Source organism: Pandoraea communis (assembly GCF_902459745.1).
In the GTDB taxonomy this organism is placed as follows: domain Bacteria; phylum Pseudomonadota; class Gammaproteobacteria; order Burkholderiales; family Burkholderiaceae; genus Pandoraea; species Pandoraea communis.
In genome coordinates this window covers 1-23,117 of the sequence record NZ_CABPSJ010000008.1, presented here as the reverse complement: position 1 = coordinate 23,117, position 23,117 = coordinate 1, and the positions used below count along the sequence as shown (strand labels likewise).

General features: G+C 63.8%; 24 protein-coding genes, 1 other RNA gene and 1 riboswitch. Of the genes, 12 read left to right on the top strand and 13 right to left on the bottom strand.

Features of this window, described 5'->3' with window-relative positions; all coding sequences use genetic code 11:
• Positions 1–310: 310 nt before the first annotated feature.
• The 4 genes from PCO31110_RS23095 to panD all read left to right on the top strand — a co-directional run bounded on the left by PCO31110_RS23095 (position 311) and on the right by panD (position 3,179).
• Positions 311–493, top strand: coding sequence for a DUF3460 family protein (locus PCO31110_RS23095; protein WP_010805470.1), 183 nt, complete (start codon positions 311–313; stop codon positions 491–493).
• 231 nt (positions 494–724) lie between these two features.
• Complete coding sequence (locus tag PCO31110_RS23090) at positions 725–1,621, top strand: segregation and condensation protein A (RefSeq protein WP_036662006.1); 897 nt, start codon at positions 725–727, stop codon at positions 1,619–1,621.
• A gap of 171 nt (positions 1,622–1,792) precedes the next feature.
• Positions 1,793–2,629, top strand: a complete 837-nt coding sequence (gene panC / locus PCO31110_RS23085; protein ID WP_010805472.1) for a pantoate--beta-alanine ligase — start codon at positions 1,793–1,795, stop codon at positions 2,627–2,629.
• A 127-nt stretch (positions 2,630–2,756) separates the two neighbouring features.
• Complete coding sequence (gene panD, locus PCO31110_RS23080) at positions 2,757–3,179, top strand: aspartate 1-decarboxylase (protein ID WP_010805473.1); 423 nt, start codon at positions 2,757–2,759, stop codon at positions 3,177–3,179.
• Positions 3,180–3,282: 103 nt separating this feature from the next.
• Here panD and PCO31110_RS23075 read toward each other — a convergent pair whose 3' ends face one another.
• The gene (locus tag PCO31110_RS23075) at positions 3,283–3,906 is read right to left on the bottom strand and encodes a nucleotide-binding protein (RefSeq protein WP_150691506.1); all 624 of its coding nucleotides are present in this window, start codon (positions 3,904–3,906) and stop codon (positions 3,283–3,285) included.
• A 93-nt stretch (positions 3,907–3,999) separates the two neighbouring features.
• Positions 4,000–5,508, bottom strand: coding sequence for a cobyric acid synthase (locus PCO31110_RS23070; protein WP_246189955.1), 1,509 nt, complete (start codon positions 5,506–5,508; stop codon positions 4,000–4,002).
• A 40-nt stretch (positions 5,509–5,548) separates the two neighbouring features.
• On the opposite strand from PCO31110_RS23070, the gene cobU reads away from it, so the two are divergent.
• The 4 genes from cobU (at position 5,549) to PCO31110_RS23050 (ending at position 8,589) form a co-directional block, all read left to right on the top strand.
• Positions 5,549–6,100, top strand: a complete 552-nt coding sequence (cobU, locus tag PCO31110_RS23065; RefSeq protein WP_150691504.1) for a bifunctional adenosylcobinamide kinase/adenosylcobinamide-phosphate guanylyltransferase — start codon at positions 5,549–5,551, stop codon at positions 6,098–6,100.
• 6 nt (positions 6,101–6,106) lie between these two features.
• A complete protein-coding gene (cbiB, locus tag PCO31110_RS23060; RefSeq protein WP_150691503.1) occupies positions 6,107–7,087 on the top strand; it encodes an adenosylcobinamide-phosphate synthase CbiB in 981 nt (326 codons plus the stop codon).
• 27 nt (positions 7,088–7,114) lie between these two features.
• Positions 7,115–8,167 carry a threonine-phosphate decarboxylase CobD gene (gene cobD, locus PCO31110_RS23055; RefSeq protein ID WP_150691502.1) on the top strand — a complete coding sequence of 351 codons (1,053 nt, stop codon included), beginning with the start codon at positions 7,115–7,117 and terminating at the stop codon, positions 8,165–8,167.
• 224 nt (positions 8,168–8,391) lie between these two features.
• On the top strand, positions 8,392–8,589 hold the full coding sequence (locus PCO31110_RS23050; protein ID WP_010805479.1) for a hypothetical protein: 198 nt from the start codon (positions 8,392–8,394) through the stop codon (positions 8,587–8,589).
• Between the two features lie 207 nt (positions 8,590–8,796).
• Here PCO31110_RS23050 and PCO31110_RS25810 read toward each other — a convergent pair whose 3' ends face one another.
• The 3 genes from PCO31110_RS25810 to PCO31110_RS23040 form a co-directional block, all read right to left on the bottom strand.
• Entirely contained in the window at positions 8,797–8,961 is a 165-nt protein-coding gene (locus PCO31110_RS25810) for a hypothetical protein (RefSeq protein ID WP_174979729.1), read from the bottom strand.
• A 110-nt stretch (positions 8,962–9,071) separates the two neighbouring features.
• Entirely contained in the window at positions 9,072–9,581 is a 510-nt protein-coding gene (locus tag PCO31110_RS23045; protein ID WP_010805480.1) for a DUF2127 domain-containing protein, read from the bottom strand.
• Positions 9,582–9,608: 27 nt separating this feature from the next.
• A complete protein-coding gene (locus tag PCO31110_RS23040; protein ID WP_036661928.1) occupies positions 9,609–10,808 on the bottom strand; it encodes an MFS transporter in 1,200 nt (399 codons plus the stop codon).
• Between the two features lie 296 nt (positions 10,809–11,104).
• Between PCO31110_RS23040 and PCO31110_RS23035 the strand changes: the two genes are divergently transcribed.
• Positions 11,105–12,040 carry a cobalamin-binding protein gene (locus PCO31110_RS23035; protein WP_150691501.1) on the top strand — a complete coding sequence of 312 codons (936 nt, stop codon included), beginning with the start codon at positions 11,105–11,107 and terminating at the stop codon, positions 12,038–12,040.
• Between the two features lie 75 nt (positions 12,041–12,115).
• On the opposite strand, the gene cobC is transcribed toward PCO31110_RS23035, so the two are convergent.
• The 7 genes from cobC to PCO31110_RS23000 form a co-directional block, all read right to left on the bottom strand.
• Positions 12,116–12,724 (bottom strand): alpha-ribazole phosphatase family protein, encoded by a 609-nt coding sequence (cobC, locus tag PCO31110_RS23030; protein ID WP_150691500.1) that lies wholly within the window; start codon positions 12,722–12,724, stop codon positions 12,116–12,118.
• Positions 12,715–13,584, bottom strand: a complete 870-nt coding sequence (locus PCO31110_RS23025) for an adenosylcobinamide-GDP ribazoletransferase (protein ID WP_010805484.1) — start codon at positions 13,582–13,584, stop codon at positions 12,715–12,717. Before PCO31110_RS23025 ends, cobC begins: the two co-directional genes overlap by 10 nt.
• The gene (gene cobT, locus PCO31110_RS23020; RefSeq protein WP_010805485.1) at positions 13,581–14,663 is read right to left on the bottom strand and encodes a nicotinate-nucleotide--dimethylbenzimidazole phosphoribosyltransferase; all 1,083 of its coding nucleotides are present in this window, start codon (positions 14,661–14,663) and stop codon (positions 13,581–13,583) included. Before cobT ends, PCO31110_RS23025 begins: the two co-directional genes overlap by 4 nt.
• Positions 14,664–14,694: 31 nt before the next feature.
• Positions 14,695–15,354, bottom strand: a complete 660-nt coding sequence (gene cobO, locus PCO31110_RS23015; protein ID WP_150691499.1) for a cob(I)yrinic acid a,c-diamide adenosyltransferase — start codon at positions 15,352–15,354, stop codon at positions 14,695–14,697.
• 79 nt (positions 15,355–15,433) lie between these two features.
• Positions 15,434–16,258, bottom strand: a complete 825-nt coding sequence (locus PCO31110_RS23010; RefSeq protein WP_150585200.1) for an ABC transporter ATP-binding protein — start codon at positions 16,256–16,258, stop codon at positions 15,434–15,436.
• Positions 16,255–17,250 (bottom strand): FecCD family ABC transporter permease, encoded by a 996-nt coding sequence (locus PCO31110_RS23005; RefSeq protein ID WP_150691498.1) that lies wholly within the window; start codon positions 17,248–17,250, stop codon positions 16,255–16,257. Before PCO31110_RS23005 ends, PCO31110_RS23010 begins: the two co-directional genes overlap by 4 nt.
• Positions 17,251–17,295: 45 nt before the next feature.
• Positions 17,296–19,278, bottom strand: a complete 1,983-nt coding sequence (locus tag PCO31110_RS23000) for a TonB-dependent receptor plug domain-containing protein (protein WP_150691497.1) — start codon at positions 19,276–19,278, stop codon at positions 17,296–17,298.
• 154 nt (positions 19,279–19,432) lie between these two features.
• Positions 19,433–19,684: riboswitch (cobalamin riboswitch) on the bottom strand.
• An 89-nt stretch (positions 19,685–19,773) separates the two neighbouring features.
• On the opposite strand from PCO31110_RS23000, the gene PCO31110_RS22995 reads away from it, so the two are divergent.
• From PCO31110_RS22995 to ssrS, 3 genes are all read left to right on the top strand, one after another.
• A complete protein-coding gene (locus tag PCO31110_RS22995; RefSeq protein ID WP_010805490.1) occupies positions 19,774–20,085 on the top strand; it encodes a hypothetical protein in 312 nt (103 codons plus the stop codon).
• Positions 20,082–20,393, top strand: a complete 312-nt coding sequence (locus tag PCO31110_RS22990; protein ID WP_010805491.1) for a cell division protein ZapA — start codon at positions 20,082–20,084, stop codon at positions 20,391–20,393. The genes PCO31110_RS22995 and PCO31110_RS22990 overlap by 4 nt, the downstream gene beginning before the upstream one ends.
• A 35-nt stretch (positions 20,394–20,428) precedes the next feature.
• Positions 20,429–20,610: non-coding RNA, 6S RNA (gene ssrS, locus PCO31110_RS22985), on the top strand.
• A 504-nt stretch (positions 20,611–21,114) separates the two neighbouring features.
• On the opposite strand, the gene PCO31110_RS22980 is transcribed toward ssrS, so the two are convergent.
• On the bottom strand, positions 21,115–22,896 hold the full coding sequence (locus PCO31110_RS22980) for an acyl-CoA dehydrogenase (protein ID WP_150691496.1): 1,782 nt from the start codon (positions 22,894–22,896) through the stop codon (positions 21,115–21,117).
• Positions 22,897–23,117: the final 221 nt, after the last annotated feature.

The window sequence follows — 23,117 nt, the reverse complement described above, 5'->3', positions numbered from 1 at the left end:
GGCGACGAGAAACGTCGAAACCGGGTTTGATCTGCGAGACGGTCAAAACCTTCCTTGAAATCTTAAATACCGCCGCGGGTTGTCCCGCGTGCGGTTCAGGGGGCTCAATCGGACAATGTTGGCAAGCATCGCACAACGACGTAACGTGCGATGCGTAGATGGGGCATATTTGACCATATCCCCACGGCGTATTCACCCGTGTCTCTCAAATCAGCCAAAAAGGGGAACCGGGACGCGTTTGCGGTAGAATCTGCGTCGATTGGCGCCATCGCGATGACGCCGCTTCTGCCTATTTTTCAAGCATTCGACCATGTACGAATCCGACATCACCCAATTCATCAAGCAACTGAAGTCCGAGAAGCCCGCGCTGGAAGCCGAGCAACGCCAAGGCCGCTCGCTGCTGTGGGACAAGCAGCCGATCGACATGGAAGAGCGCCGCCGCGCCCAGCAGTCGCGTGTGGCCCAGCAGGCGTACGTCTACCAAAGCGAATAAGTTACCGCCTTCCGGCCGAGTTCCGCATTGAATCCGAGTTCGCCCGACGATCCGTCGCACACGCCAGAGCCGATCCCCAAGATCGCGCCGGTGTCTGCGCACGTCGATGCGGTGCCGGATGACGGGCACAGCGATGCGTCGATCGAAACGTCTGCCGCAGCAGGAGAGTCCGGCAGCGGTGGCAAATCGGACGAAGCAGACGAATCGAGCGAAGCGGACGCCCCCGCGGGGATGACGCCGTTGGAAGCATCGGAAGCGCAGGCGATCAAGCCTCATCCCGCTGTGGTTGCGACGACGGAATTGCCCGCACCGCAGAACGGGCAGGACACCACGCCCGACACGGTCGACGGCGTCGCGCGTGCGCGCCTGTATGGCGAGCCGCTCTTCGCACTGCCGAACGATCTCTACATCCCGCCGGACGCGCTCGAGATCTTCCTCGAAGCCTTCGAAGGCCCGCTCGACTTGTTGCTGTATCTGATCCGCAAGCAGAACTTCAACGTGCTCGACATTCCGATGGCGCAGGTCACGAAGCAGTACCTGCTCTACGTCGAACAGATCCGCCGGACCAATCTCGAACTCGCGTCCGAGTATCTGCTCATGGCGGCGATGCTCATCGAGATCAAGTCGCGCATGCTCTTGCCGGTCAAGAAGGCCGATACGGGCGAAGAGGCCGAAGATCCGCGCGCGGAACTCGTGCGCCGCCTGCTGGAGTACGAGCAGATGAAGCTCGCCGCCCAGAAACTCGACACCCTGCCGGTGCTTGGCCGCGATTTCCTGCGCTCGCAGGTATATATCGAGCAGAGCCTCCAGCCGCGCTTTCCCGATGTCGATGCCGAAGATCTGCGCGCGGCTTGGGCCGAAGTGCTGCGCCGCGCCAAGCTCGTGCAGCATCACAAGATCTCGCGCGAAGAGCTGTCCGTGCGCGAGCACATGAGTCAGATCCTGCGGCGTTTGCAGGGCGCCCGCTTCATGGAGTTCACCGAACTCTTCGATGTCACGCGCGGCGTGCCCGTCGTCGTGGTCAACTTCATCGCCATGCTCGAACTCTCGCGCGAATCGTTGCTGGAGATCACTCAGGCCGAGCCATTTGCGCCGATCTATGTCCGCCTGACCTATTCCCCCAACTGAGCGCCCGGTGAATCCTCGCGGCCGGGGAGTCCGTTGAACAGTGCGTTTTTTGCGCACGCGCATTGAGATTTCCTCTACAATCCCCCCGGACATTTTGGCGGCCACGCCCTTGCCAGATAAGGCGTGCGCCACTCCTGGACGTCATCAACGTACGCCACGCACGGAACCTCAATGAAAGTCATCCCCTCGATTCACGAACTGCGCGATCAACTGCGCGGCCAGAATCGCGTCGCCTTCGTGCCCACCATGGGCAACCTGCATGAAGGGCATCTGTCGCTCATGCGACTGGCGCGCCAGCACGGCGACCCGGTCGTCGCCAGCATCTTCGTGAATCGCCTGCAATTCGGGCCGAACGAAGACTTCGACAAGTACCCGCGCACGATGGCCGATGACATCGAGAAGCTCACGCGCGAGAACGTCTACGTGCTGTTCTCTCCCGACGAGAAGGAGATGTACCCCGAGCCGCAGGAATACCGTGTCGAGCCGCCGCACGATCTGGGCGACATTCTCGAGGGCGAGTTCCGCCCGGGCTTCTTCAAGGGCGTTTGCACGGTCGTCACCAAGCTGTTCTCGTGCGTACAGCCGCGCGTGGCCGTGTTCGGCAAGAAGGATTACCAGCAACTGATGATTGTGCGCAGCATGTGCCGTCAGTTCGCGCTGCCCATCGAGATCATCGCCGCTGAGACGGTGCGTGCCGACGACGGCCTCGCGCTCTCGTCGCGTAACCGCTATCTGTCGGACGCCGAGCGCGCCGAGGCACCCCAGCTCTATCGTTTGCTGGGTCAGATTCGCGACGACGCGAACAGCGGCAAGACGGACTACGCCGCGCTCGAAGCGGCGGCCATGCAGGCACTGACCGAGCGTGGCTGGAAGCCGGATTATGTGGCGATTCGCCAGCGCGCCAACCTGCGCGTGCCGGCACCGGGCGCCGCCCCCGCCGAGAGCCTTGTGGTGCTCGCGGCAGCCAAGCTCGGGGCCACGCGTCTGATCGACAATCTCGAAATCTGAGCGCCGGGCACGCGGCGCACGGCCGGACGACCGGTGCCGCGTGCTCCCGACGCAAGCCGCGCGTGCCGGTGGCACGCGCATCTTTCGTCGCGCCGCTTGCGCGACACCGCAACACTAGAGGCAAGCCATGTACCGCACCATGCTCAAGTCGAAGATCCACCGCGCCACCGTGACGCATTGCGAATTGCATTACGAAGGCTCGTGTGCGATCGACGAAAACCTGCTCGAAGCCTCGGGCCTTGTCGAAAATGAGCAAATCGACATCTTCAACGTCAACAACGGTGAGCGCTTCACCACGTATGCCATTCGCGGCGAGCGCGGCAGCGGCATGATCTCGCTCAACGGCGCAGCGGCACGCCGCGCACAGTTGGGCGACATCGTCATCATCGTGTCGTACGCGCAGGTCGAAGAGAAGGAAGTGCTGGCCGGCTTCAAGCCGAAGCTGGTGTTCGTCGACGACAAGAACGTGCAGAAGGGCGAACGCGATCACGTGCCGCTGCAAGCATGGGAAGAGACCCGCGCCTTCGAAGCCGCTCAGGCAACGAAATAAGGCATCAAAGACCGACAGCGCTTCGGCGCTAACGACGAAGGGGCCCGAGGGCCCCTTCGTCATTGATGCGCCGGTTGTAAGCGCCGGTTATGAGCGCTGGCGATCACCTCGCCACAAACGCGGTGATGCCCGCCCACTGCGGCAGATCGCGTTCGACGCGTCCCGGCGCCACGTCCCACAGCGTGAGGCCGTGCGCGGCGAGTTGCACATAGTTCTGCGTGTTGCGCAGCATCCCCAGCACCGGCAGGCCCGCCTCTTCGCAGTACCGCGAGAGCTGATCCGCCGCACGGGTGCGGGCGTCGACCCGCATGCCGACCACGCCGATACGCACATCCCCCTGCCTCACCGCCTTCTCCTCACCGAGCTTCTGCAGAAAATCGCGCGTGGCGAGAATATCGAAGATCGACGGCTGCAACGGCACCAGCACATGGTCGGCAAGTCTGAGGATCGATTCGAGGCGTTTGCCGTGCAGGCCGGCGGGGGTATCGAGCACCGCGTGGGTGGTGCCCTTGGGCGGACGGGCGACATCGTTGTGATCGACTTCCCAGGTGCCTATCGAACGCAGCGCCGGCGGGCGCAGGCCCAGCCAGGCTCGCGACGACTGCTGCCGGTCGGTGTCGCCGAGCATCACAGCGTGGCCCTGCGCGGCCAGATACCCGGCCAGATTCGTTGCCAGCGTGCTCTTGCCCACGCCACCCTTTGGATTCGCCACCACGATCACCGGCATTGCAGACTCCCCGAGGTCGATTTTCCGCCCATCTTACAACGGTTGGATGGCGGCTTCATGCTCGCGCTGCCCTGCCGGCCCTGCCCCTCGGCGTTAGCGCAGGCACGCCCACACGCGTGGGAGGTCCAGATGTGCGGCGAACGAATCCGCCAGCCTGTCGAGCGACGCTTCGCGCAATGCGTTGTAGTCCAGCGTCTCGAGATCGCGGGCACCGGCCCACGTGAGCAACCCCTGCAAAGCCTGCGGGGTATCGAACAACCCATGCAAATACGTCCCCATGACCTGATCGTCGGTCGAGCGGGCGCCATCGGCGCGTTCGGTGCCTTCGTCGTCCAGCCAGATGGCCGGGCGCTCGAGCGCCGCCCCGCGTGTCACGCCCATGTGAATCTCATAGCCGCTCACGGGTGCATCGCCTGTGCTCAAACGTCCCGCCACGACACGGAGCTGTTTTTGCGCCTCCATCGTGGTCTCGATCGCCAGCCAACCGAGGCCGCCGGTCGTCCCGGCGTCGCCCTCCAGCCCCTGCGGATCGTGAATCGCCGTGCCGAGCATCTGCAAGCCACCGCAGATACCGAGCACCTTGCCGCCATAGCGCAGATGCCGCGTGATGGCCGGCTCCCAGCCCTGCGCACGTAGCCATGCCAGATCGGCACGCACATGCTTGCTGCCGGGAAGGATCACGAGGTCGCTCGCCGGCCACGATTCGCCAGCGCCCACATAGCGGAAATCGACTTGCGGGTGCGCCCGCAGGGCGTCGAAATCGGTGTGATTGCTGATGCGAGGCAACGCAGGCACGGCAACGCGCAGACGCGTCTCGCCACTGGCCGCCTTATGGCGCTCGCCGGGCAGCATGTCTTCGCCGTCCAGATGCAGGCCGTGAAGATACGGCAGCACGCCCAACACCGGAATCCCCGTGCGCGCCTCGAGCCACTCGAGACCGCTGGTGAGCAACGACGGATCGCCGCGAAACCGATTGATGATGAAACCCTTGATGCGTGCGCGCTCGCTGTCCGACAGACACGCGAGCGTGCCGAGCAATTGTGCGAACACCCCTCCCCGGTCGATATCGGCGACGAGCAACACCGGGGCGTCGACCGCCTCGGCAAATCCCATGTTCGCAATATCGCGCGAGCGCAGATTCACTTCGGCCGGGCTGCCCGCGCCTTCGACGAGCACCGCGTCGTAGCCTGTGCGCAACCGGTCGTAAGCGGCCAGCACGGCCGCCATCGCGCGCGGTTTGTACTCGTGATAGGCGCGCGCGTCGAGATCGGCCATGACCTTGCCGCCGATGATGACCTGCGCACCACGGTCGCTGCTCGGCTTGAGCAACACCGGGTTGAAGTCTGTGTGCGGCGCCACACCGGCGGCCTGTGCCTGCAAGGCCTGTGCGCGCCCGATCTCGCCGCCGTCGGTGGTCACGGCGCTGTTGAGCGCCATGTTCTGCGGTTTGAACGGCGCCACGCGCACCCCCTCGCGATACAGCAGGCGGCACAACCCGGCGACCACCGTACTCTTGCCCGCATCCGAGGACGTTCCCTGAATCATCAGGGTGCCGCGGCGAGGGCGCGTGTACGCGTCGAAATTGGCAGGGATTTCACTCATGGCGCGAATTATCGCATCGGGCGCTCGTACAATATCGCCCATGAGTGCTCTCGACCTGACTTTCGTGCTGGGTGGCGCGCGCTCCGGCAAAAGTGCGTTCGCCGAACGTCTTGCCGGACAAAGCGGCCTGCCAGTCACCTACCTCGCCACCGCTGCGGTGAGCGATGAGCCCGAGATGCGCGCTCGCATTGCCCATCATCGCACCAGCCGTCCTGCGCACTGGCAAACCGTGGAAGTCGGGCGGAACCTCGCAGGCGCGTTACGCGAAGCCGCCCGTGATGGCCATTGCGTGCTGGTCGATTGCCTGCCCCTGTGGCTGGCCGGCTGGCTATGCCCCCCCGACGATCATCCCGACGGCCCCGCCAGCGATGCACAATGGCATGACGTCGTCGATTCGCTGGCGCAGACGCTGGTGTCGCTGCACGGCAAGATCGTCATCGTCAGCAACGAAATCGGTCTCGGCGTGATCCCGATGGGCTCGCTGACGCGCCGTTATGTCGATGAACTCGGCCGTCTGAATCAGCGGGTCGCCGCGCTGGCGCCGCACGTGCGCTTTGTCGTCGCCGGCCTGCCGATGGCCGTCAAAGGATAATCGCCGATGCTCACCGGACTCGCTCCCGAATCGCTCTGGCTCGCTGCGCTGATCGGCGTGTTGCTCGACGCCTGGCTTGGCGAGCCGCGCCGATGGCATCCGCTGGTCGGATTCGGCTACATCGCGAACGGCGTCGAGGCGTGGCTCAACGATCCCGCAACGCGAGACAAGCCCATAAGCGCCATGACGCGCGGCACATGGGCATGGACGATCATGCTGGTGTTGCCGGTACTCGTCGCGTGGGCCCTGACGTTCCTGCCCGGCTGGAGCGGCATTCTCTGGCAGGCGCTTGCGTTGTACGCGGCGCTCGGTGCGCGCAGTCTGCGCGAGCACGTGATGCCCATCGCCGATGCCTTGCGCGATGGCGATCTGACGCAGGCACGCGCACTGACGGCTCGCATCGTCTCGCGCGATACCGAGGACGCGAGCGCGTCCGATCTCGCGCGTGCGGCGGTGGAGTCGACGCTGGAGAACGGCAACGATGCCATCTTCGGCGCGCTCTTCTGGTTCGCCATCGCGGGCGCGCCGGGCGTTGTGCTGTTCCGGCTGGCGAACACGCTCGACGCGATGTGGGGCTATCGCACCGACCAGTTCCTGTATTTTGGCCGCCCCGCCGCGCGCATCGACGATGTGCTCAACTGGATTCCCGCACGCCTCACGGCGGCGAGCTACGCCGTCTTCGGCGATGTGGCGCGCGCCATCGGCTGCTGGCGCACACAGGCCAGCACGTGGTCCAGCCCGAATGCCGGGCCGGTGATGGCCGCCGGGGCAGGCAGTCTCGGCGTTCAGTTGGGTGGGCCGGCGCGCTATCACGGCGAGTGGGAAACGCGTCCGGCGCTGGGTTGCGGCACGGAGCCCTCGGCACAACACATCAAGGCCGCGTGGCGGCTCATCTCGCGTTCGATGTGGATGTGGCTGATCGTCAGCGGTGCACTGGCGCTCTTCGCCGCGTCGCAGGCCGATGCCATGCCTGTTGACGTGCTCTGATCGCAATCGCAGGCCCCGCTTCCCCCAATGTCATCCTCTGCCGTCTCGTCATCGCCGCCAGTGCCCCGCCATGGCGGAAACCTCGGTGAAGCCATCCTGCGCTATCGACGTCCCCGCGAAGATTGGCTCGACCTGTCCACCGGCATCAATCCGAACGGCTACCCCGTGCCGATGCCCCCTGCGAGCGTCTGGCGCGACTTGCCCGACGCCTTCGACGATCTACGCGACGTCGCCGCGGCATACTACGGCGTGCCTGCACACACCGTCGTGCCATGCGCCGGTTCGCAGGCGGTCATTCGTTCGCTGCCCACGCTGCTGCGTCCGGGACGCGTTGCCGTCGCCTCACTCACCTATAGCGAGTACGCCCCGGCCTTTGCCGATGCAGGCCATACGCTGGTGCCGTGGCTCGGTCCCGAAGCCGGCTTGCCTGACGTCGACTATCTCGTTTGGGTGAATCCGGACAATCCCACGGCGCGATGCGTCTCCCGTGAGACGCTGACGCAATGGCAAGGCTTGCTGGCGGAACGTGGCGGGATGCTAATCGTCGACGAGGCATTTGCAGACGTTTCGCCGCGGGAATCGATGACGCCCCATGTCGGCGAGGACAGTCTTGTGGTGCTGCGCTCCGTGGGTAAATTCTTCGGGCTTGCGGGCATTCGCGCAGGCTTTGCGTTGTGCCCGCAAGCGTTGGCAACACGTCTTGCCGAGCGTCTGGGGGCGTGGACCGTCAGCGGACCGGCGCGGTTCGCTGTCCGAACCGCCCTGCGCGACACGGCGTGGCAGGCGGCAACCCGCGAACGTTTGTTGCACGACGGCGAACGGCTTCTCGTATTGTTGCGCTCGCACGGCTGGCCGGCCGCCGGCACACCGCTTTTCGCGTGGACGCCGCACGCGCTCGCGCCGCAATGGCACGAACGGCTGGCGGCTCAGGGCATTTGGACGCGCCGCTTCGATACGCGCCCCATGACGCTGGCCGATGGGGAATCGCGCGCGTTACCCAGCCTGCGTCTGGGCCTGCCATCCACCGAATCTACGTGGCAACGGCTGCAATCCGCGCTAGCCGAATTACGTTCCGAGTGAAGTTTCCGGGAACTGCCGGAGCCCACAGCCATCCAATTTCCCCGTTATGCTTCCGATCGGGCATACAGCTCACGCTTACGTCATATTAAAAGTCGTGTGTTTGGCGCCCTTTTCGTTACAAATTGAAGCATTTCTGCAACAAATGCATACAGTCACCGCCAGAGGGCGCCGCTAGACTGAAGGTTCTTCCGCAAGGGCTTTCCCCAGATATAAAGGACGACCAAATGAAAAAACTGCCGCTGTTGCTTGCCACGCTCCTGACCGCCGCCGTCGTGACGGTGGGTTGTACGAAGAAGGAAGATCAAACGGCCGCGCCGGCCGCCGATACGTCGGCATCGGCACCGGCCAGCGATGCTGGCGCCGCCATGAGCGCTCCGGCCTCGGACGCAGGCGCTGCTGCCCCGGCTCCGGCCTCCAACTAGCACAGCAGACCGGTTGGCCAGACACTGTCGCGGGCTTCGTACCATCGTACGGTGTCATCATGCCCACCCCGGTATTGCAGTCACGCTCCAGTAACGGCCTGACAACGCGCTAAGGTATTAACGACCGCGCCCCCTGAACGTTTCGGCGTCAGGGGGCGCGATCGTTTTTGTCTCGCTCGGCGGGTGAGTTGCGAGACGCTTCCGGCATTACTTCACCACCGTCACCCCGCCGTCGATCACACCGTAAGCTTGTACCTTGCCTGTCCCGCTGCCGGCGGGGGCGCCCGCACTGCCGCCGGGGGCGGCGCAAGCACCAAGCAACGTCACCAGGGCGAGCGCCAGCACGCTCATCTGTCCGATATTTCGTTTCACGCCTTCGCTCCTCGAAGCCCACCACTGACTGGCCGGGCGTATTTCCTGTCGATGACCTGACGCATACCAAGTTATGACGTCACGCTCTTTTCGACAGCCCTCGCGTGACATCAGTTCGCTGCGGGCGCACATCCGGGAGGACGTCTCAGATGCCGGTATTCAAACCACGTCAGTCCGATGACGATGACATCCAGTGCTGTGATGAACAGCAACAACGGGGAGTGCGTAAAGCTGTATCGATACATTTGGTAGAGAATGAACAAACCAAAAACCGCGATGGCGGCCGGATAGTACCTACGCTTCTTCCGCCAGAGACCAATGATGAGCCAGAGTTTGATGGCGCCGTGGCTAAGCAAATAGAAGGCCGTGAAGTGTTGGCTGCTCACGGACAGGCCTTGCGCAGCATGGAGCAGATAATTGGCAACGAAGTCGCGAGGGTCTTCCGTCAATTCCAGCCGGGTGACGGACTGCGCCAGGTCAAGCAGGAGTTGTCTGGTAACGAAGTAGGCGAACACGCCTGCGGCGATTTCCGCCAGTGCAAACACACCTTTGAGCATAAGACTGATCTCAAAGGCGGCGTGTACGTTCGTCTCGTCAAACCGTTTCTTTATGCTGGCCATTTTCTGCAATGCATGACGTAAAGCACATTAAGCTCTCACCATTCGCATGATTGGCTGCCAAGCCAACCCCACCAGTGCAACGACGCAAAAAATCGCACCTGCATAGAAGGTAAACGATGCGCCGAGGCGATCCCACAACAGTCCGGCCAGCACGCTGGCGAGTAGCATCGCGACACCACTGACCAGATTGAAAAATCCATACGCGGTGCCGCGCAAGTCGGCGGGTGCGGTATCGGCAACCATCGTCGCCAACAAGCCCTGCGTGATACCCATGTGAATACCCCAAAGGGCGACACCGGCCAGCACAACGCCCCAGTGACCGTTAATTGCCAACACCAGGTCGGCCGCGATCAGGACGATCAAACCAAGTGCCAACAGCGTCTTGTGGCTCATGCGGTCGGAGAGCTTGCCGAACGGGTAGGCCGACAGGGCATAGACCAGATTCATCGCCACCATCACGAGCGGCACCAGAGCAACCGGCACACCACTCTGCTGCGCGCGCAGAACAAGAAACGCTTCGCTGAAGCGGGCCAGCGTGAATACCGCACCGATACCCACCACCCACCAGTATGGCCCTCCGAGGCGATCCAGGTTCTCCCGCCGGATCGGATTGGTGCGCGCTGTCGTTGAATGGCGTTGTGGCTCGCGCAGGCCGAAGAACAGCAGCGCGACCGCCATCAGGCCCGGAATCGCGGCCACCCAGAATACGGCTCGAAAGTCGTTGGCCCACAGCAGCATCAAACCGACCGCCATCGACGGCCCGAGGAAGGCCCCGACGGTGTCGATGGACTGGCGCAGGCCAAACGCTGCGCCGCGCAAATGCCGTGGCGCAATATCCGCAACCAGGGCATCGCGTGGTGCGTCGCGCACGCCTTTGCCAACCCGATCCAGCAAGCGAGCCGTCAGCACAATGCCGACCGTGGGTGCCACGGCAAAGAGCGGCTTGGTCAGCGCGCTCATCGCGTAGCCGAATACCGCCAAGCCCTTGCGCTTTCCCAGATAGTCGCTCAAGGCACCCGAGAATATCTTGACGATCAGCGCTGTGGATTCCGCCATGCCTTCCACCAGACCGACCGCCAGCGCACTCGCGCCCAAGGTCGAGATCATGAACATCGGCAGCAGGCTATGGATCATCTCCGAGGAAATGTCCATCAGCATGCTGACAATACCGAGTACCCATATGCCTGCCGGTATTTGCCGCAAGGTACTTTTTGTGGGTGTTGTCATCGCTGCCCCCATCTGGTGCCGATCGGTCGCGCATGGCACATTGTCGATTGTCCGATTGCGCCATACCCTGTCCTGATGTCAGGACAGTCACATCGAAACGTCAGAATAGCGCTAACTATTCTATTTCTCGACACCTGCAGCGAAAGGTCACGAATTTCTCTCCGACACGATCGTGTACCCCTTGTCGCGGCACGGCAACGCGCCGAGAATGTTGGGTCGGTTGACAAGGCAGATGGCCGCAGTGCCGCTCCGCCCATCCCCATCCATGCCCTCCCACACCTAAGCCACCTGCTTCGATGTCGCTCAATTCTCCCGCCAAGCGCCGCCCCCGCCGTCACCTGATTGCACTGGCGAGCGCCTGTTTCGCAGCGCTCAGCGCCCAAGCGGCCGTCACCGTCAAGGACGACTCCGGCGCCATGGTCACGCTCCCGGCCCCGGCACAGCGCGTGGTGAGCCTCTCACCGCACGCGACCGAGTTACTGTTTGCGGCAGGCGCGGGCGATAAGGTCGTGGGCGTCGTGGCCTACTCCGATTTTCCCGAGGCGGCGCGCAAACTGCCACGCGTCGGCGACAACAGTGCGCTCGATCTCGAACGCATTCTCTCGCTCAAACCCGACCTGCTCGTGGTCTGGATGCATGGCAACTCGCAGCGTCAGGTCGAAGCGCTGCGTCAGTTGAAACTGCCGGTGTTCTACTCCGAGCCGAAACATTTGACCGACCTGCCCGCAGCCATCGAAACGCTGGGTACGCTGACCGGGACACCGGCCAAAGCACAAGCCTCGGCCGAGGCGTTCCGGGCACGCTACGAAGCGCTGCGCAAGCAATATTCGTCGCGCGCACCGGTGTCTGTCTTCTATCAGGTGTGGATGCAGCCACTCATGACCCTGAACGGCACGCATATGGTCAGCGATGTGATCCGGCTGTGCGGCGGCGTCAACGTCTTCGCCGATGAAGCACCGCTCGTGCCGCGCGTATCCGTTGAAGCGGTACTCGCCAAGCGGCCGGAAGCGATGTTCACCGCCACGCCAGGCGCAACGAAGTCCGATAAGCCGCTCGCCACACTCGACAGTTGGCGCAAGTGGCCGCAGTTGCCCGCCGTTGCGCATAACAATCTCTTCGGCATCGACGGCGACCTCATCAACCGGCCTGGCCCGCGCATACTCGACGGCGCACGCACCATGTGCGAAGACCTCGACGTCGCTCGCTCGCGTCGCACGTCAGCCGCGCAGTGATGTGCGATTGACAGCGCGCTGCGCAGATGCGGAGGTGCGGAGGTGCGGAGATAGCGACCGGCGATTGACGCGGGCCTAGGCGTTCCAGCGAATCAAGCGTGCGGGACTGTCATCGGCGTCATCGGCGAAGCGAAGGTGGCAAATGCCACCGAAGTCGAGCGACCACGACAGACATGCCGTAATCGGCAGACGCAGTGCGCTTGCCGTGTGCAAACGAATCGGCCCGGCGTGAGCAACGGCCACATGTACGCCATGCATTGCGCTCGCCGCGTCGCGCAAGCCCCTCACCCAGGCGTCCATGCGCGACACGATGTCGCGGGCAGACTCGCCGCCGGGCGGCGCAAATTCGGACACATTGTGTGCCCAGGCATCGAGATCGTTTCTATCGATGGCGTCCCAGGGCTGCATTTCCCACGCGCCAAAATCCATCTCGGCGAGGCGCGCATCTTCCTTCACTCGCAGCCCCAAAGACGTCGCCAACACCTCGGCAGTGCGACGCGCGCGTTGCAGGGGGCTGCTGTGGATCGCCGCCGGTGTACGGCCATCGAGCAACGTCGCAAGCCGGGCATGCATCGCAGCGACCGCCGCATCGAAGCGCAACGCATCGACGGGCAAATCGGTACGGCCATAACAAAGACCCGACGCGATGTCCGGCGGCGGATGCCGCATCAGGATCAGATCCATGCGCACACCGTGAGGTACAGCGCAAGTTCGCCGATTTGCTGGGCGAAACCCAGCGTATCGCCGGTGTAGCCGCCGAGACGCCGGCGCAAATAGCGGATGAAGCCCGCACGCACCGCCATCAGCACCACGGCCCCCGTCACCCCCGCGCGCCAGTCCGGCCATAGCCACCACGGCACGCTGCATGCGACGCCGAACAACAGTCCCCCCATGCTCAAACGCTGAGCGACGGGTTTGGCCTTCCCTTCGGAACGAACGTAATCTAGCGTGCGCAGCAGACTGATCGCCATGCTTCGGCTCGCCGCATGTGCGCCGATGAGCACGACGGCAAAACCGCCCCACCCCACCGCCGCCTGAATATCGACGAGTGCCTGCCACTTCACGGCAAGCGCCAGCCACAGGGCGACCGAGCCATAGGTGCCGATGCGCGAGTCGTGCATGATGTCCAGCACGCGCTCACGTGTGAATGCGCCGCCGAACGCATCCACCGAATCGGCCAGGCCATCCTCGTGAAACGCCCCCGTGAGCAGCACGCTCACCCCCATCCCCAACGCGATGGCGAGATGCGGCGACCACAACAGCCCCATCGCCATGGTCAGCAAGGCGACGAGCGCGCCGACCCACACACCGACAAGCGGGAAATAGCGCGTTGCCGCGTTCAACTGTTCGGGGGAGTAGCCGACCCACTGCGGAATCGGCACACGCGTGAAGAAGCCGAGCGCGCTCAGGAAAAGCCGCAACTGCCCCTTGATGCCCCCGAACGACGCCGCAGCCTCCCGAGCTTGCGCCGGGTGATCCTGCGTCACCAGATCGCGCGGCGATTCGACAGCGCCATGCGAGGGATCGGGGGACGACGCCGTCATTGTCCGGCCGCCTCGCGCTCGCTCACGCCGGCGCCTTCGAACGTCGCCATCTCGCGCAAGAACGCGGCAGCGGCCTGAATCAGCGGCATCGCGAGCGCGGCGCCCGTGCCTTCGCCCAGACGCAGCCCCAATTGCAGCAGCGGCTTTGCGCCAAGCGTTTCGAGCATCGCACGATGGCCGGTTTCATCCGAGGCGTGCGCGAAAACGCAGTAGTCGAGCACCGCCGGCGATACCCGTGCGGCCACGAGCAGTGCCGATGTGCTGATGAAGCCGTCCACGACGATCACGAGCCCCAGCTTGGCGGCAGCGAGATAGGCGCCCGTCATCATGGCGATCTCGAAGCCGCCGAAGGTTGCGAGCGTTTCCAGCGGATCGGGTTGATCGCCGGTCACCGGATGCGCGGCGAGCGCACGTTCGAGTATGGCCGTCTTGCGCGCCAGCCCGTCGTCGTCGACCCCCGTGCCACGGCCGACACACGCGGCGAGCGGCAAGCCGGTCAGACGCTGCATGAGACACGCGGCCGACGACGTGTTACCGATCCCCATCTCGCCGAAGCCGATCATGCGCGCGCCCCGCGAGGCGTGCGCGACGACACGCGCCGCCCCGGCAGCCAGCGCCGTTTCGAGTTGGTCGCGCGTCATGGCGGGGGCTTCGAGGAAATTCTGCGTGCCGCGCGCCACGGGAATGTCGACGAGCGATGCGTGCGACGGGAAATCGGCGGCCACGCCCGCGTTCACCACTTCAAGCTCGATGCCGTGCGTGCGGCAGAAGACGTTAATGGCCGCGCCGCCCCGCAGGAAGTTGAGCACCATCTGGGCGGTTACGGTCTGCGGATAGGGACTCACGCCGGCCGCCACGACGCCGTGATCGCCCGCGAACACCAGCATGGTCGGGCGCGCGAGATCGGGGGTTGCGCTGCGCTGAATCCGGCCGATCTGATGGGCAACGCGCTCGAGCGCGCCAAGGCTGCCGGGCGGCTTCGTCTTGATGTCGATGGCATGCTGAAGTGCGGTATCCATCGCGGTGGATGGCGCCGGGATATCGAACAGTTCGGTGAGCAACGGGCTGAAAGCGGTCATACGGAAACGTCCTGAAACGATGAAGCGAAGATTACATTTCCACGCCGGCCTGCGCACGAATGCCCTGGGCAAACGCGTGCTTGACGGGCGTCATATCGGTCACGGTGTCGGCGGCGTCCACGAGTGCCTGCGGGGCGCCGCGGCCGGTGATCACCACGTGCTGCATCTCGGGGCGCGCCTGTAAATCGGCGATCACGGTGCTCACGTCGAGATAGCCCAGCTTGAGCGCGATGTTGAGTTCGTCGAACAGCACGAGACCGAACGCCGGATCGCGCAACATCCGGCGCGCCTGCTCCCACGCCGCTTCCGCCTTGGCAATGTCGCGCGTGCGGTCTTGCGTCTCCCACGTGTAGCCTTCGCCCATCACGTGAAACTCGCACGCCTCGGGAAAGCGCCGCAGGAATTTCTCCTCGCCGGTCGGAATCGCGCCCTTGATGAATTGCACGACCCCCGTCTTCATGCCGTGGCCCATCGCGCGCACTACCATGCCGAAGCCGGAACTCGACTTGCCCTTGCCGTTGCCGGTCGTGATGACGATCACGCCGCAGTCGCGCTGCGCTTGCGCGATCTTGTCGTCGATGACCGCCTTCTTGCGCACCATGCGCGAGCGGTGACGCTCGTTGCGGCCGTCGCCGTCGCTGTCGGCTGAGGCTGTGGTGCCGGGTTGGGGTTGCGGTGATTCTTGCGTCATGAACAGCACCTGTCAGAAACGGGCGTGCGGCACAGGGCGGCCGCACGCGGATGAGAGTGTACGCCTGTGAGTTTCGGCGTCATGCACGGCGCACCGGCACAAGCGCCTCGTCGCCGCCATCGCGAATGAGGCGCAGTGGATAACCGAAAGCGTTGCTGCAATGCTCGGCCGACAGCACGTCGTGCACCGGGCCGGCGCGCCAGCCGCCACGACCGTCGAGCAGCAACGCATGCGTGGCGAAGCGTCGCGCGAGATTCAGATCGTGGCACGAGAAGATGGCAGCAGCGTCGGCGCGTTGCGCATGCTGCGCGAGCTGTTCGAGGGCGTCGATCTGATGATGCAGATCGAGATGCGAGACCGGTTCGTCGAGCAGCAGCAGAGGCGTAGCCTGCGCCAGAACGGCGGCGAGCGACACGCGCTGACGCTCGCCGCCCGAGAGCGTGGTGACGTCGCGCGCCGCGAAGTCTTCCAGCCCCACCTGCGCGAGTGCGGCCATGGCGCTGGCGATATCGTCGTCGGACTCCCATGCGCCCCAGCGGCCTTGCGCAAGATAGGGATGACGTCCTGCCAGTACAACTTCGAGGGCCGTGGCGCCGAATGCGTCGCGCGTCTGTTGCGGCATCAGCGCCCGCATCCTGGCAAGCGGCGCAGGGCGCCACTGCGCCAACGGTTTGCCGGCAATGTCGACACGGCCACTGCCTGCAATCGTCGCGTCGCGCTGCGGTTTGTCGTCAATCGGACGCAACCCGGCGAGGGTGTTGAGCAGTGTTGTCTTGCCCGCGCCGTTCGGCCCGGCCAGACACCAGCATTCGCCCGCAGCGACGGCAAGGTCGAGCCAGTCGACGAGTACACGCTTACCGGCGCGCAAGGTCAGGGCATGGGTTTGCAGCAGCGGTGTACTCATCGGATGGCCCGTCGGGAAAGGAGCCACAGGAAGACCGGCACGCCGATCATCGCGGTGATGACACCCACCGGCAGTTGCGTCGGCGCAATGATCGTGCGCGCCACCAGATCCGCGAACATCAGAAGCGCACCGCCTGCGAGCGCGGCGGCGGGCAACAGCATGCGCTGATCGTTGCCGAAGCGCAGACGCAGAATGTGTGGCACGACGAGACCGATGAAGCCGATGCTGCCTGCGGTGGTCACGGCAATCGCGGTGGCAAGCGACGCCGCCAGATAAACACGCGCACGCAGCGGACCAACCGCCACGCCAACGGCTTGCGCCACCGCTTCTCCGCGCAACAGTACGTTCAGGCGATGCGCGACGGGGCACACGATGAGCAGCGTCGCGGCAAGCGCGATCAACGGCAATGCGGCGCGGTCGACGCCGTTCAGATCGCCGGTGAGCCAGAACAGCATGCCGCGCAGACTGGCATCGGGCGCGAGGGTAAGAATGAGGGTGGCGAGTGCGCCGAAGCCTGCAGCCATCATCACGCCAGTGAGCAGCAGTTTGGTACTGCTGTCCTGATCGCCGGGACGCAGGAAGCTGCGGTGCGAGAGCGCCATCACGATAGCGATGGCCGCGAGCGCACCGGCGAAGGCGCTCGTCTGCACCCAGAAGAAAGGCAGCATAAGCGCCAGCGAGGCGAGCGCGGCAACCCCTGCACCGCCGGAAATGCCCAGCACGTAGGGGTCGGCGAGCGGATTGCGAAGCAACGTCTGCATGAGAGTGCCGGCAACCGCAAGCAGGCCGCCGCACGCGAATGCAGCAAGTGCGCGCGGCAGACGCAGACGCCGGACCACGTCGCCCGCGAGACCGGCGTCGTGCCCCGTCAGCAACGTGCCGATCTCGCTCAGCGAGACCGGCACGCTCCCCAGCATGAGCGACGCGAGCAGAACGGCCAGCGCAACGCCGGCCAGTCCCGCCCATATGGCAAGTGCGCGACGCAGCGTCATGCGGTATTACGCACGTTATGCGCGTTACGCCCTGCCGGGACGTCGTTAGAACTGCTTCCAGCCGAGCGAGACGTAAATCGCTCGCCCGAGAGTGTTGTAGCCATAGACCGTCTGGTAGTTCTTGTTGAAGACATTGTCCAGATGCGCCGAGACGTACCAGGATTTGTCGATATCGTAGCGGGCCTGCAGGTTCACGAGCGTATAAGCACCGAGATGCTGGCCACCCGTATCGTAACGCTCGCCGCTGTAGAACACATCGCCGCCGACGGTGAACTTGTCGAACGTCTTCGACAGGCCGACCGAACCGAACTGCCTGGCACGACGTGCGAGTTGCTTGCCGGCATCCAGATCGGTCGGGTTCTGACGCGTGAACGACCCACGCACATCCACGCCGAAGAGCGGACGTCCCGTGTAGGTCAACTCAAGCCCCTCGACACGTGCCTTGGCCACGTTGGCGGCCGTGTACGGGAACACCGTCAGCGACTGGATCAGGTTCGTGTAGTTGGTCTGGAAGCCCGTCAACTTGATCAGGCCGAGACGCTCGCCGCCGTTGAACTGAACCGCCAGTTCCTTGGAGATCGAGCGTTCCGGTTGCAGGTTCGGATTGCCGTAGCCCGGGTAGAACAGCTCGTTGAAGGTCGGTGCGCGGAAGCCGTCGGACGCATTGGCCATGAACTTCCACTGATTCGTCAGGTTGTAGCCGTAGCCGAGCCAGTAGCTGTTAGCGCCGCCGAAGTCCGAGTACATGTCGCGGCGCACGTTGGCTTGCACCTGATGCTTGCCGAACGTGCCTTCATAGCCCAGATAGGGCGAATCGAGATGGCGGTTGTTGTGGCCGAAATTGGTGTTGCTCTCGACCGTCTGTTCCAGACGCGTGTAGCCGGCGATCAGCTTCTGCCCCGCCATAAAGGCGTATTCGTTGGCCCAGTCGATCTGATTGCTCGACGTGTGGAAGTTGCCGTTGCCCTTGCCATTCAGGTAGTTGTAGCTGTAATCGTCGCCCTGCGTGACGGTGAAGCGCGTATTCCACTTGTCCGTGATGTTGCCTTTCACGTAGCCCGAAATCTGGCGCACGCGGGCATCGGTGTCGTTCAGATCGGTCGGCTTGCCGAAGGCGTTGTCGTAGCTGCTGCTGCCGTCGCTCTGGAACAGGCGCACGCCGGCTTCCCACGTATCGCCGAACTTACGCGAGAGGGATGCGCTCACGCTGGTGTTGTCGTCGCCATTGCGGTTCGGGTTGACCTTCGGCGCAAAGCGCGGGTCTTGTGCGGAGATGCCGTTGGTGTGAAAGCGCGAGACGTCCAGCGAGAAGCGAGTCTTGCCGTCTTCGAACGACCCGGCGATACCGGCATTGGCCTGCGTGGTGTTGTTGGTGCCGTAACCCACCTCGGCATAGGCACGCGGCGGGCCGCCGTCACCCTTGCGCGTGAAGATCTGAATCACGCCGCCCACGGCTTGCGAGCCGTAAAGCGCCGAGACGTTGCCGCGCACGATTTCGATGTGATCGATCTGCGACACCGGAATCTGTGCGATGTTGGTCGTACCCGACGTGGCCGAGTTGACCGGCACACCGTCGATGAGCACGAGCGAGGCGTTCGACGCCGCACCGCGCATGAAGATGCTGGCCGACGTGCCGAAGCCGCCGTTCTGCACGATTTCCACGCCGGCCTGACCGCGCAGCAGTGTCGGCAAGTCCTGTGCCTGGCTTTGTTCGATGTCTTCGCGCGTAATCACCGAGGTTGCAGCCAGCGTGTCGGCCAGCTTCTGCTCGGTGCGCGAGGCCGTCACGACGGTCGTTTTGAGCTGTGCGGCGGTAGGGTTGTCCGCCGTCTTCGCGGCAAGGACAACCGGGGCAGCGGGTGCGGTATCGGCCGGCTGAGCCGACTGTGCGTGCGCGCCAACGCTGGCGGCCAGCAGGGTGGCGGCGACAGCGAGACGATGCGGCGTAGGAACAAAGGTGGCTGATGCCGAGGACAGGCGTGCAAAGGCAGGCGCGTGCAGCGCCATCGCGCGAACGTGGGTGCGCATGATTCTCGTGAGACTTCCGTAGTTTTCTTATTGCCTAGACCCGTTCCCCCGCGGGCCGCCGGCGCACGGGGAGCGCCGGTGACACGTCACGGATGCGAAGCATCGACACATGAAAACGACGGCATGCCACTCACGGCGTCGCCGGGCGGCATGGCTTTCCCCACTCACTCAGGCCGGTATCCGGGCTGGTCATCATCGCGCCTGACCGGCCTTCCCGCGAGCGGATAGCTCACAGTGGCGATAAAGGCGAAGCGCGTTTTCGGAAACCTTTCGGGCCGAAAGAATGACTTACCGTTGCGGGGGCAGCACAGGTTGGCCAGCCCGTGTGGGGACGCGGCTCCCTGTTTCCCGTTTAACTGCGCATGCCGGAGGGGCTTGCGCGAGCACCGAAGTGCCGCAAGTGTAGGGGCCATTCGAACGAGCGTCAATGCTCGATCGTCGGGCATTGGCCGCCGATTCCGTTAGAATGTAGGGCAATTATGAGGACGCAGCCCGATGCTCACCGATCTCGACAATCTCACCGACAAAATTGAACAGTTGGTTGTGATAAGCCAACGTTTTCATCAACACAATCAAGCGCTGCTCGCCGAACTCGATCGCGCGCGCGCCGAATGCGACGAAACTCGCATCGCCATCGAGCAATTGCGCACCGAGCGCGACGCCCTGCGTTTGCAGCGCGATCAGCTCGCGGCCAAGATCGACGAGGCACAGGTTCGCTTGAACGCTATTCTGGAAAAACTCCCTACGCAAAACCCCGCTGAGGGTCAGATGGATCTGCTCGGCACTCCCGGTGGAGAAAACGCATGACGATCAAGCAGCTCGAAGTCAATATTCTCGAACAGTCCTACCGGCTAGCGTGCCCGCCGGAACATGAGGCTGACCTGCTGTCTGCCGTGTCCCGCGTCGATGCCGAAATGAGCAAGGTTCGCGCGCAGAGCAGCGTGCGCGGCACCGATCGCATTGCCGTCATGGCAGCGTTGAGCCTGGCATCCGAATTGCTTGCGCTTGAAAAAAGTATTGCCGCTGGACAAGCATTCCCCGCCGAAGAAATTCAGAGTAGAATGCAACGCATGAACGAACGATTAAGCGCTGTGATCGATCAGTATCAGAGTTGAAAACTCACTCGCTGCCGTCCGATTCAAAAGGTTAGTTTTCCCTGCCTGGTTCGCGAAAGTCATAGATTCCTTGAACCAATGATCTGTTGCAGGTTGCGGAAGTTTGTAGTGCTGGCGTGAGCGTCACTCTGTCTGATGAACCCAAAGCGCTACTAACCGCGACCACCTTGAGCCTCACGGTTCAGGATGCCGGCTTAGCGGCTGAGGCGGGGACCCAATGCACGGCACTGCGCAAGCAGTGCCGTTTTTTTTCGCCTGCTCACTTCGCAGCCCGCCCCCTCGGTGCCGGGTAAGCACAAAGCCCCTCCCGGAATCTCGGCGTCAGTCTATCCACGAGAATTGATCGATGCTTCTGTTCATTGGGAAACTCATCCTGACCGTACCCGTCGCGTACGCTTTGGCATACCCCTTGCTGAATCCCAGTTCGGGTGAGGGGGTGTTCGGGAAACTGAACGTGATCGGCCCCCTCAGCCGGGAAAATCCAGCGTAAGGCAGATTGAACAGACACACCGTCAAGCGGAATGCCGGCCATGAGGTAGCGCAGCGGCCACCTTGTCTGCTCGAATCCACGATACAAAACGGCCCGGGGGCTGCCCCCCGGGCCGTCAAAGCCAGACCTTTCCAACACACCGTTCGGCTTCTCAAGAAAACCGCGTAACCGAACGGCATTGGACCTGCGGGCCGCTTCGTCGCGCCGCGCTGATGCGCGGCGGACAGACGATCAGAACTGCGCCTCGCTCAGCGACAGCACAGAGTCTGCGCCCTCGGTAATCGCCTGTGCGAGACCCGGTGCCTGCGTAAGGATGTGATCCGCAAAGAAGCGGGCGGTACCGATCTTGGCGTCGTAAAACGACGGGTCCTGATTGCGCAGTTTCTGCGCCGCCAGCAAGGCGCGCCCCATCTGCCACCCACCCAACACGATACCGGCAAGCTTCAGATACGGCACGCTTCCCGCAAACACGGCGTTCGCATTGTCCTGCGTGTTGGCGACCACATAGTCGACCACGATCGACAGCGCTTCGCGTCCCTTCGCGAGACGTTCCGCCACCGGCTGCCCCACACCACCCAACGCCCGCAGTTCGTTCTCCGTAGCAATGATCTGCTCGCACAGGGCGTGCGCCACGGCACCGCCGTCACGCAACGTCTTGCGGCCGATGAGGTCGTTCGCCTGAATCGCGGTCGTACCTTCGTAGATGGGAAGAATGCGGGCGTCGCGATAGTACTGCGCAGCGCCCGTCTCTTCGATAAAGCCCATGCCGCCATGCACCTGCACGCCAAGGCTCGTCACCTCCAGCGACATTTCGGTGCTCCAGCCCTTCACGATCGGCACGAGGAACTCGTAGACGGCTTGCGCGCGCTTGCGCTCGGCAGCGTCGGCGGCGTGATGTCCGATATCGGCCTGCGCCGCGGCCACGTAGGCGAGCGCACGTGCGCCTTCGGTCAGCGCACGCATCGTCATGAGCATGCGCTTGACGTCGGGATGATGGATGATGGACACGGCGTCGCGCGACGAGCCATCCACCGGGCGGCTTTGCAAACGCTCCCGTGCGTAAGCCACGGCATGCTGATAGGCACGATCGGCCACGGCCACGCCTTGCATGCCGACAGCGAAGCGCGCAGCGTTCATCATGATGAACATGTATTCGAGGCCGCGATTCTCCTCGCCGACGAGATACCCCGTCGCCCCGCCGTTGTCGCCGAATTGCAATACCGCCGTCGGGCTCGCCTTGATACCCAGCTTGTGCTCGATAGACACACAGTGCACGTCGTTACGCGCCCCGAGATTGCCCTCGGCGTCGACGTTGAACTTCGGCACGATGAACAGCGAAATACCCTTCACGCCCGGCGGCGCATCGGGGGTGCGCGCCAGCACGAGGTGCACGATGTTCCCGGCCATATCGTGCTCACCGAACGTGATGAAAATCTTCGTACCGAAGAGGCGATAGGTGCCGTCGGCTTCGCGTTCTGCACGCGTGCGCACCAGTGCGAGATCGGACCCGGCCTGCGGCTCGGTCAGGTTCATCGTGCCGGTCCACTCGCCCGAGAGCAGCTTCGGAACGTAGAGCGCGCGTTGCGCATCGGTGCCTGCCGTGAGCAGTGCCTCGACAGCGCCATCGGTCAGCAGCGGGCACAGCGCGAACGACAGATTCGCGGCGTTGAGCATTTCCGTGCAGGGCGTGGCAACGAGCTTTGGCAGCCCTTGTCCGCCATACGCTTGCGGATGCAGCACCCCCTGCCAGCCGGCTTCAGAGAACTTCCGGAATGCCTCCTTGAAACCCGGCGTCGTGGTGACGACACCGTCCTTCCACGTACTCGGCTGCTGATCGCCAATGACGTTCAGCGGCGCCAGCACTTCCTGATTGAAACGTGCGGCTTCCTCGAGCACGGCCTGCGCAAGTTCGGGCGAGGCATCCTCATAGCCCGGCAGCGCCGCAATGCTCGTCAGGTCCGCCAGTTCGTTCATCACGAACTGCATGTCCTTGATCGGGGCCTGATAACTCATGTCATTCCTCCAAGGGATTCCGATTGCCTGTTGATGGTGGCGAATGCCTGGGTTCTTATTATTCTGTTTGACCGATTCGCATGAAGCCCCCCACCGTCGCCGGCCAGTTTCCTCATGCGGATCGGCTGCGGGACGCGTTCACACGCACGCCCTGCAACCTCACCTGACTCGTGACGCGCTTACAGCGCGCCCGTCAGCTCCGGCACGACCGTGAACAGATC

Coding starts and splice junctions, on each gene's coding strand:
- cobU (WP_150691504.1), top strand. CDS start 5,549: ATGAGTGCTCTCGACCTGACTTTCGTGCTGGGTGGCGCGCGCTCCGGC.
- PCO31110_RS23040 (WP_036661928.1), bottom strand. CDS start 10,808: ATGACAACACCCACAAAAAGTACCTTGCGGCAAATACCGGCAGGCATA.
- PCO31110_RS23070 (WP_246189955.1), bottom strand. CDS start 5,508: ATGAGTGAAATCCCTGCCAATTTCGACGCGTACACGCGCCCTCGCCGC.
- PCO31110_RS23095 (WP_010805470.1), top strand. CDS start 311: ATGTACGAATCCGACATCACCCAATTCATCAAGCAACTGAAGTCCGAG.
- PCO31110_RS23005 (WP_150691498.1), bottom strand. CDS start 17,250: ATGACGCTGCGTCGCGCACTTGCCATATGGGCGGGACTGGCCGGCGTT.
- PCO31110_RS22980 (WP_150691496.1), bottom strand. CDS start 22,896: ATGAGTTATCAGGCCCCGATCAAGGACATGCAGTTCGTGATGAACGAA.
- cobC (WP_150691500.1), bottom strand. CDS start 12,724: ATGGATCTGATCCTGATGCGGCATCCGCCGCCGGACATCGCGTCGGGT.
- PCO31110_RS23045 (WP_010805480.1), bottom strand. CDS start 9,581: ATGGCCAGCATAAAGAAACGGTTTGACGAGACGAACGTACACGCCGCC.
- cobD (WP_150691502.1), top strand. CDS start 7,115: ATGTCATCCTCTGCCGTCTCGTCATCGCCGCCAGTGCCCCGCCATGGC.
- PCO31110_RS23010 (WP_150585200.1), bottom strand. CDS start 16,258: ATGAGTACACCGCTGCTGCAAACCCATGCCCTGACCTTGCGCGCCGGT.
- PCO31110_RS22990 (WP_010805491.1), top strand. CDS start 20,082: ATGACGATCAAGCAGCTCGAAGTCAATATTCTCGAACAGTCCTACCGG.
- PCO31110_RS23075 (WP_150691506.1), bottom strand. CDS start 3,906: ATGCCGGTGATCGTGGTGGCGAATCCAAAGGGTGGCGTGGGCAAGAGC.
- cbiB (WP_150691503.1), top strand. CDS start 6,107: ATGCTCACCGGACTCGCTCCCGAATCGCTCTGGCTCGCTGCGCTGATC.
- panD (WP_010805473.1), top strand. CDS start 2,757: ATGTACCGCACCATGCTCAAGTCGAAGATCCACCGCGCCACCGTGACG.
- PCO31110_RS23000 (WP_150691497.1), bottom strand. CDS start 19,278: ATGCGCACCCACGTTCGCGCGATGGCGCTGCACGCGCCTGCCTTTGCA.
- cobT (WP_010805485.1), bottom strand. CDS start 14,663: ATGACCGCTTTCAGCCCGTTGCTCACCGAACTGTTCGATATCCCGGCG.
- PCO31110_RS23035 (WP_150691501.1), top strand. CDS start 11,105: ATGTCGCTCAATTCTCCCGCCAAGCGCCGCCCCCGCCGTCACCTGATT.
- PCO31110_RS23050 (WP_010805479.1), top strand. CDS start 8,392: ATGAAAAAACTGCCGCTGTTGCTTGCCACGCTCCTGACCGCCGCCGTC.
- PCO31110_RS23090 (WP_036662006.1), top strand. CDS start 725: ATGACGCCGTTGGAAGCATCGGAAGCGCAGGCGATCAAGCCTCATCCC.
- PCO31110_RS22995 (WP_010805490.1), top strand. CDS start 19,774: ATGCTCACCGATCTCGACAATCTCACCGACAAAATTGAACAGTTGGTT.
- PCO31110_RS23025 (WP_010805484.1), bottom strand. CDS start 13,584: ATGACGGCGTCGTCCCCCGATCCCTCGCATGGCGCTGTCGAATCGCCG.
- panC (WP_010805472.1), top strand. CDS start 1,793: ATGAAAGTCATCCCCTCGATTCACGAACTGCGCGATCAACTGCGCGGC.
- cobO (WP_150691499.1), bottom strand. CDS start 15,354: ATGACGCAAGAATCACCGCAACCCCAACCCGGCACCACAGCCTCAGCC.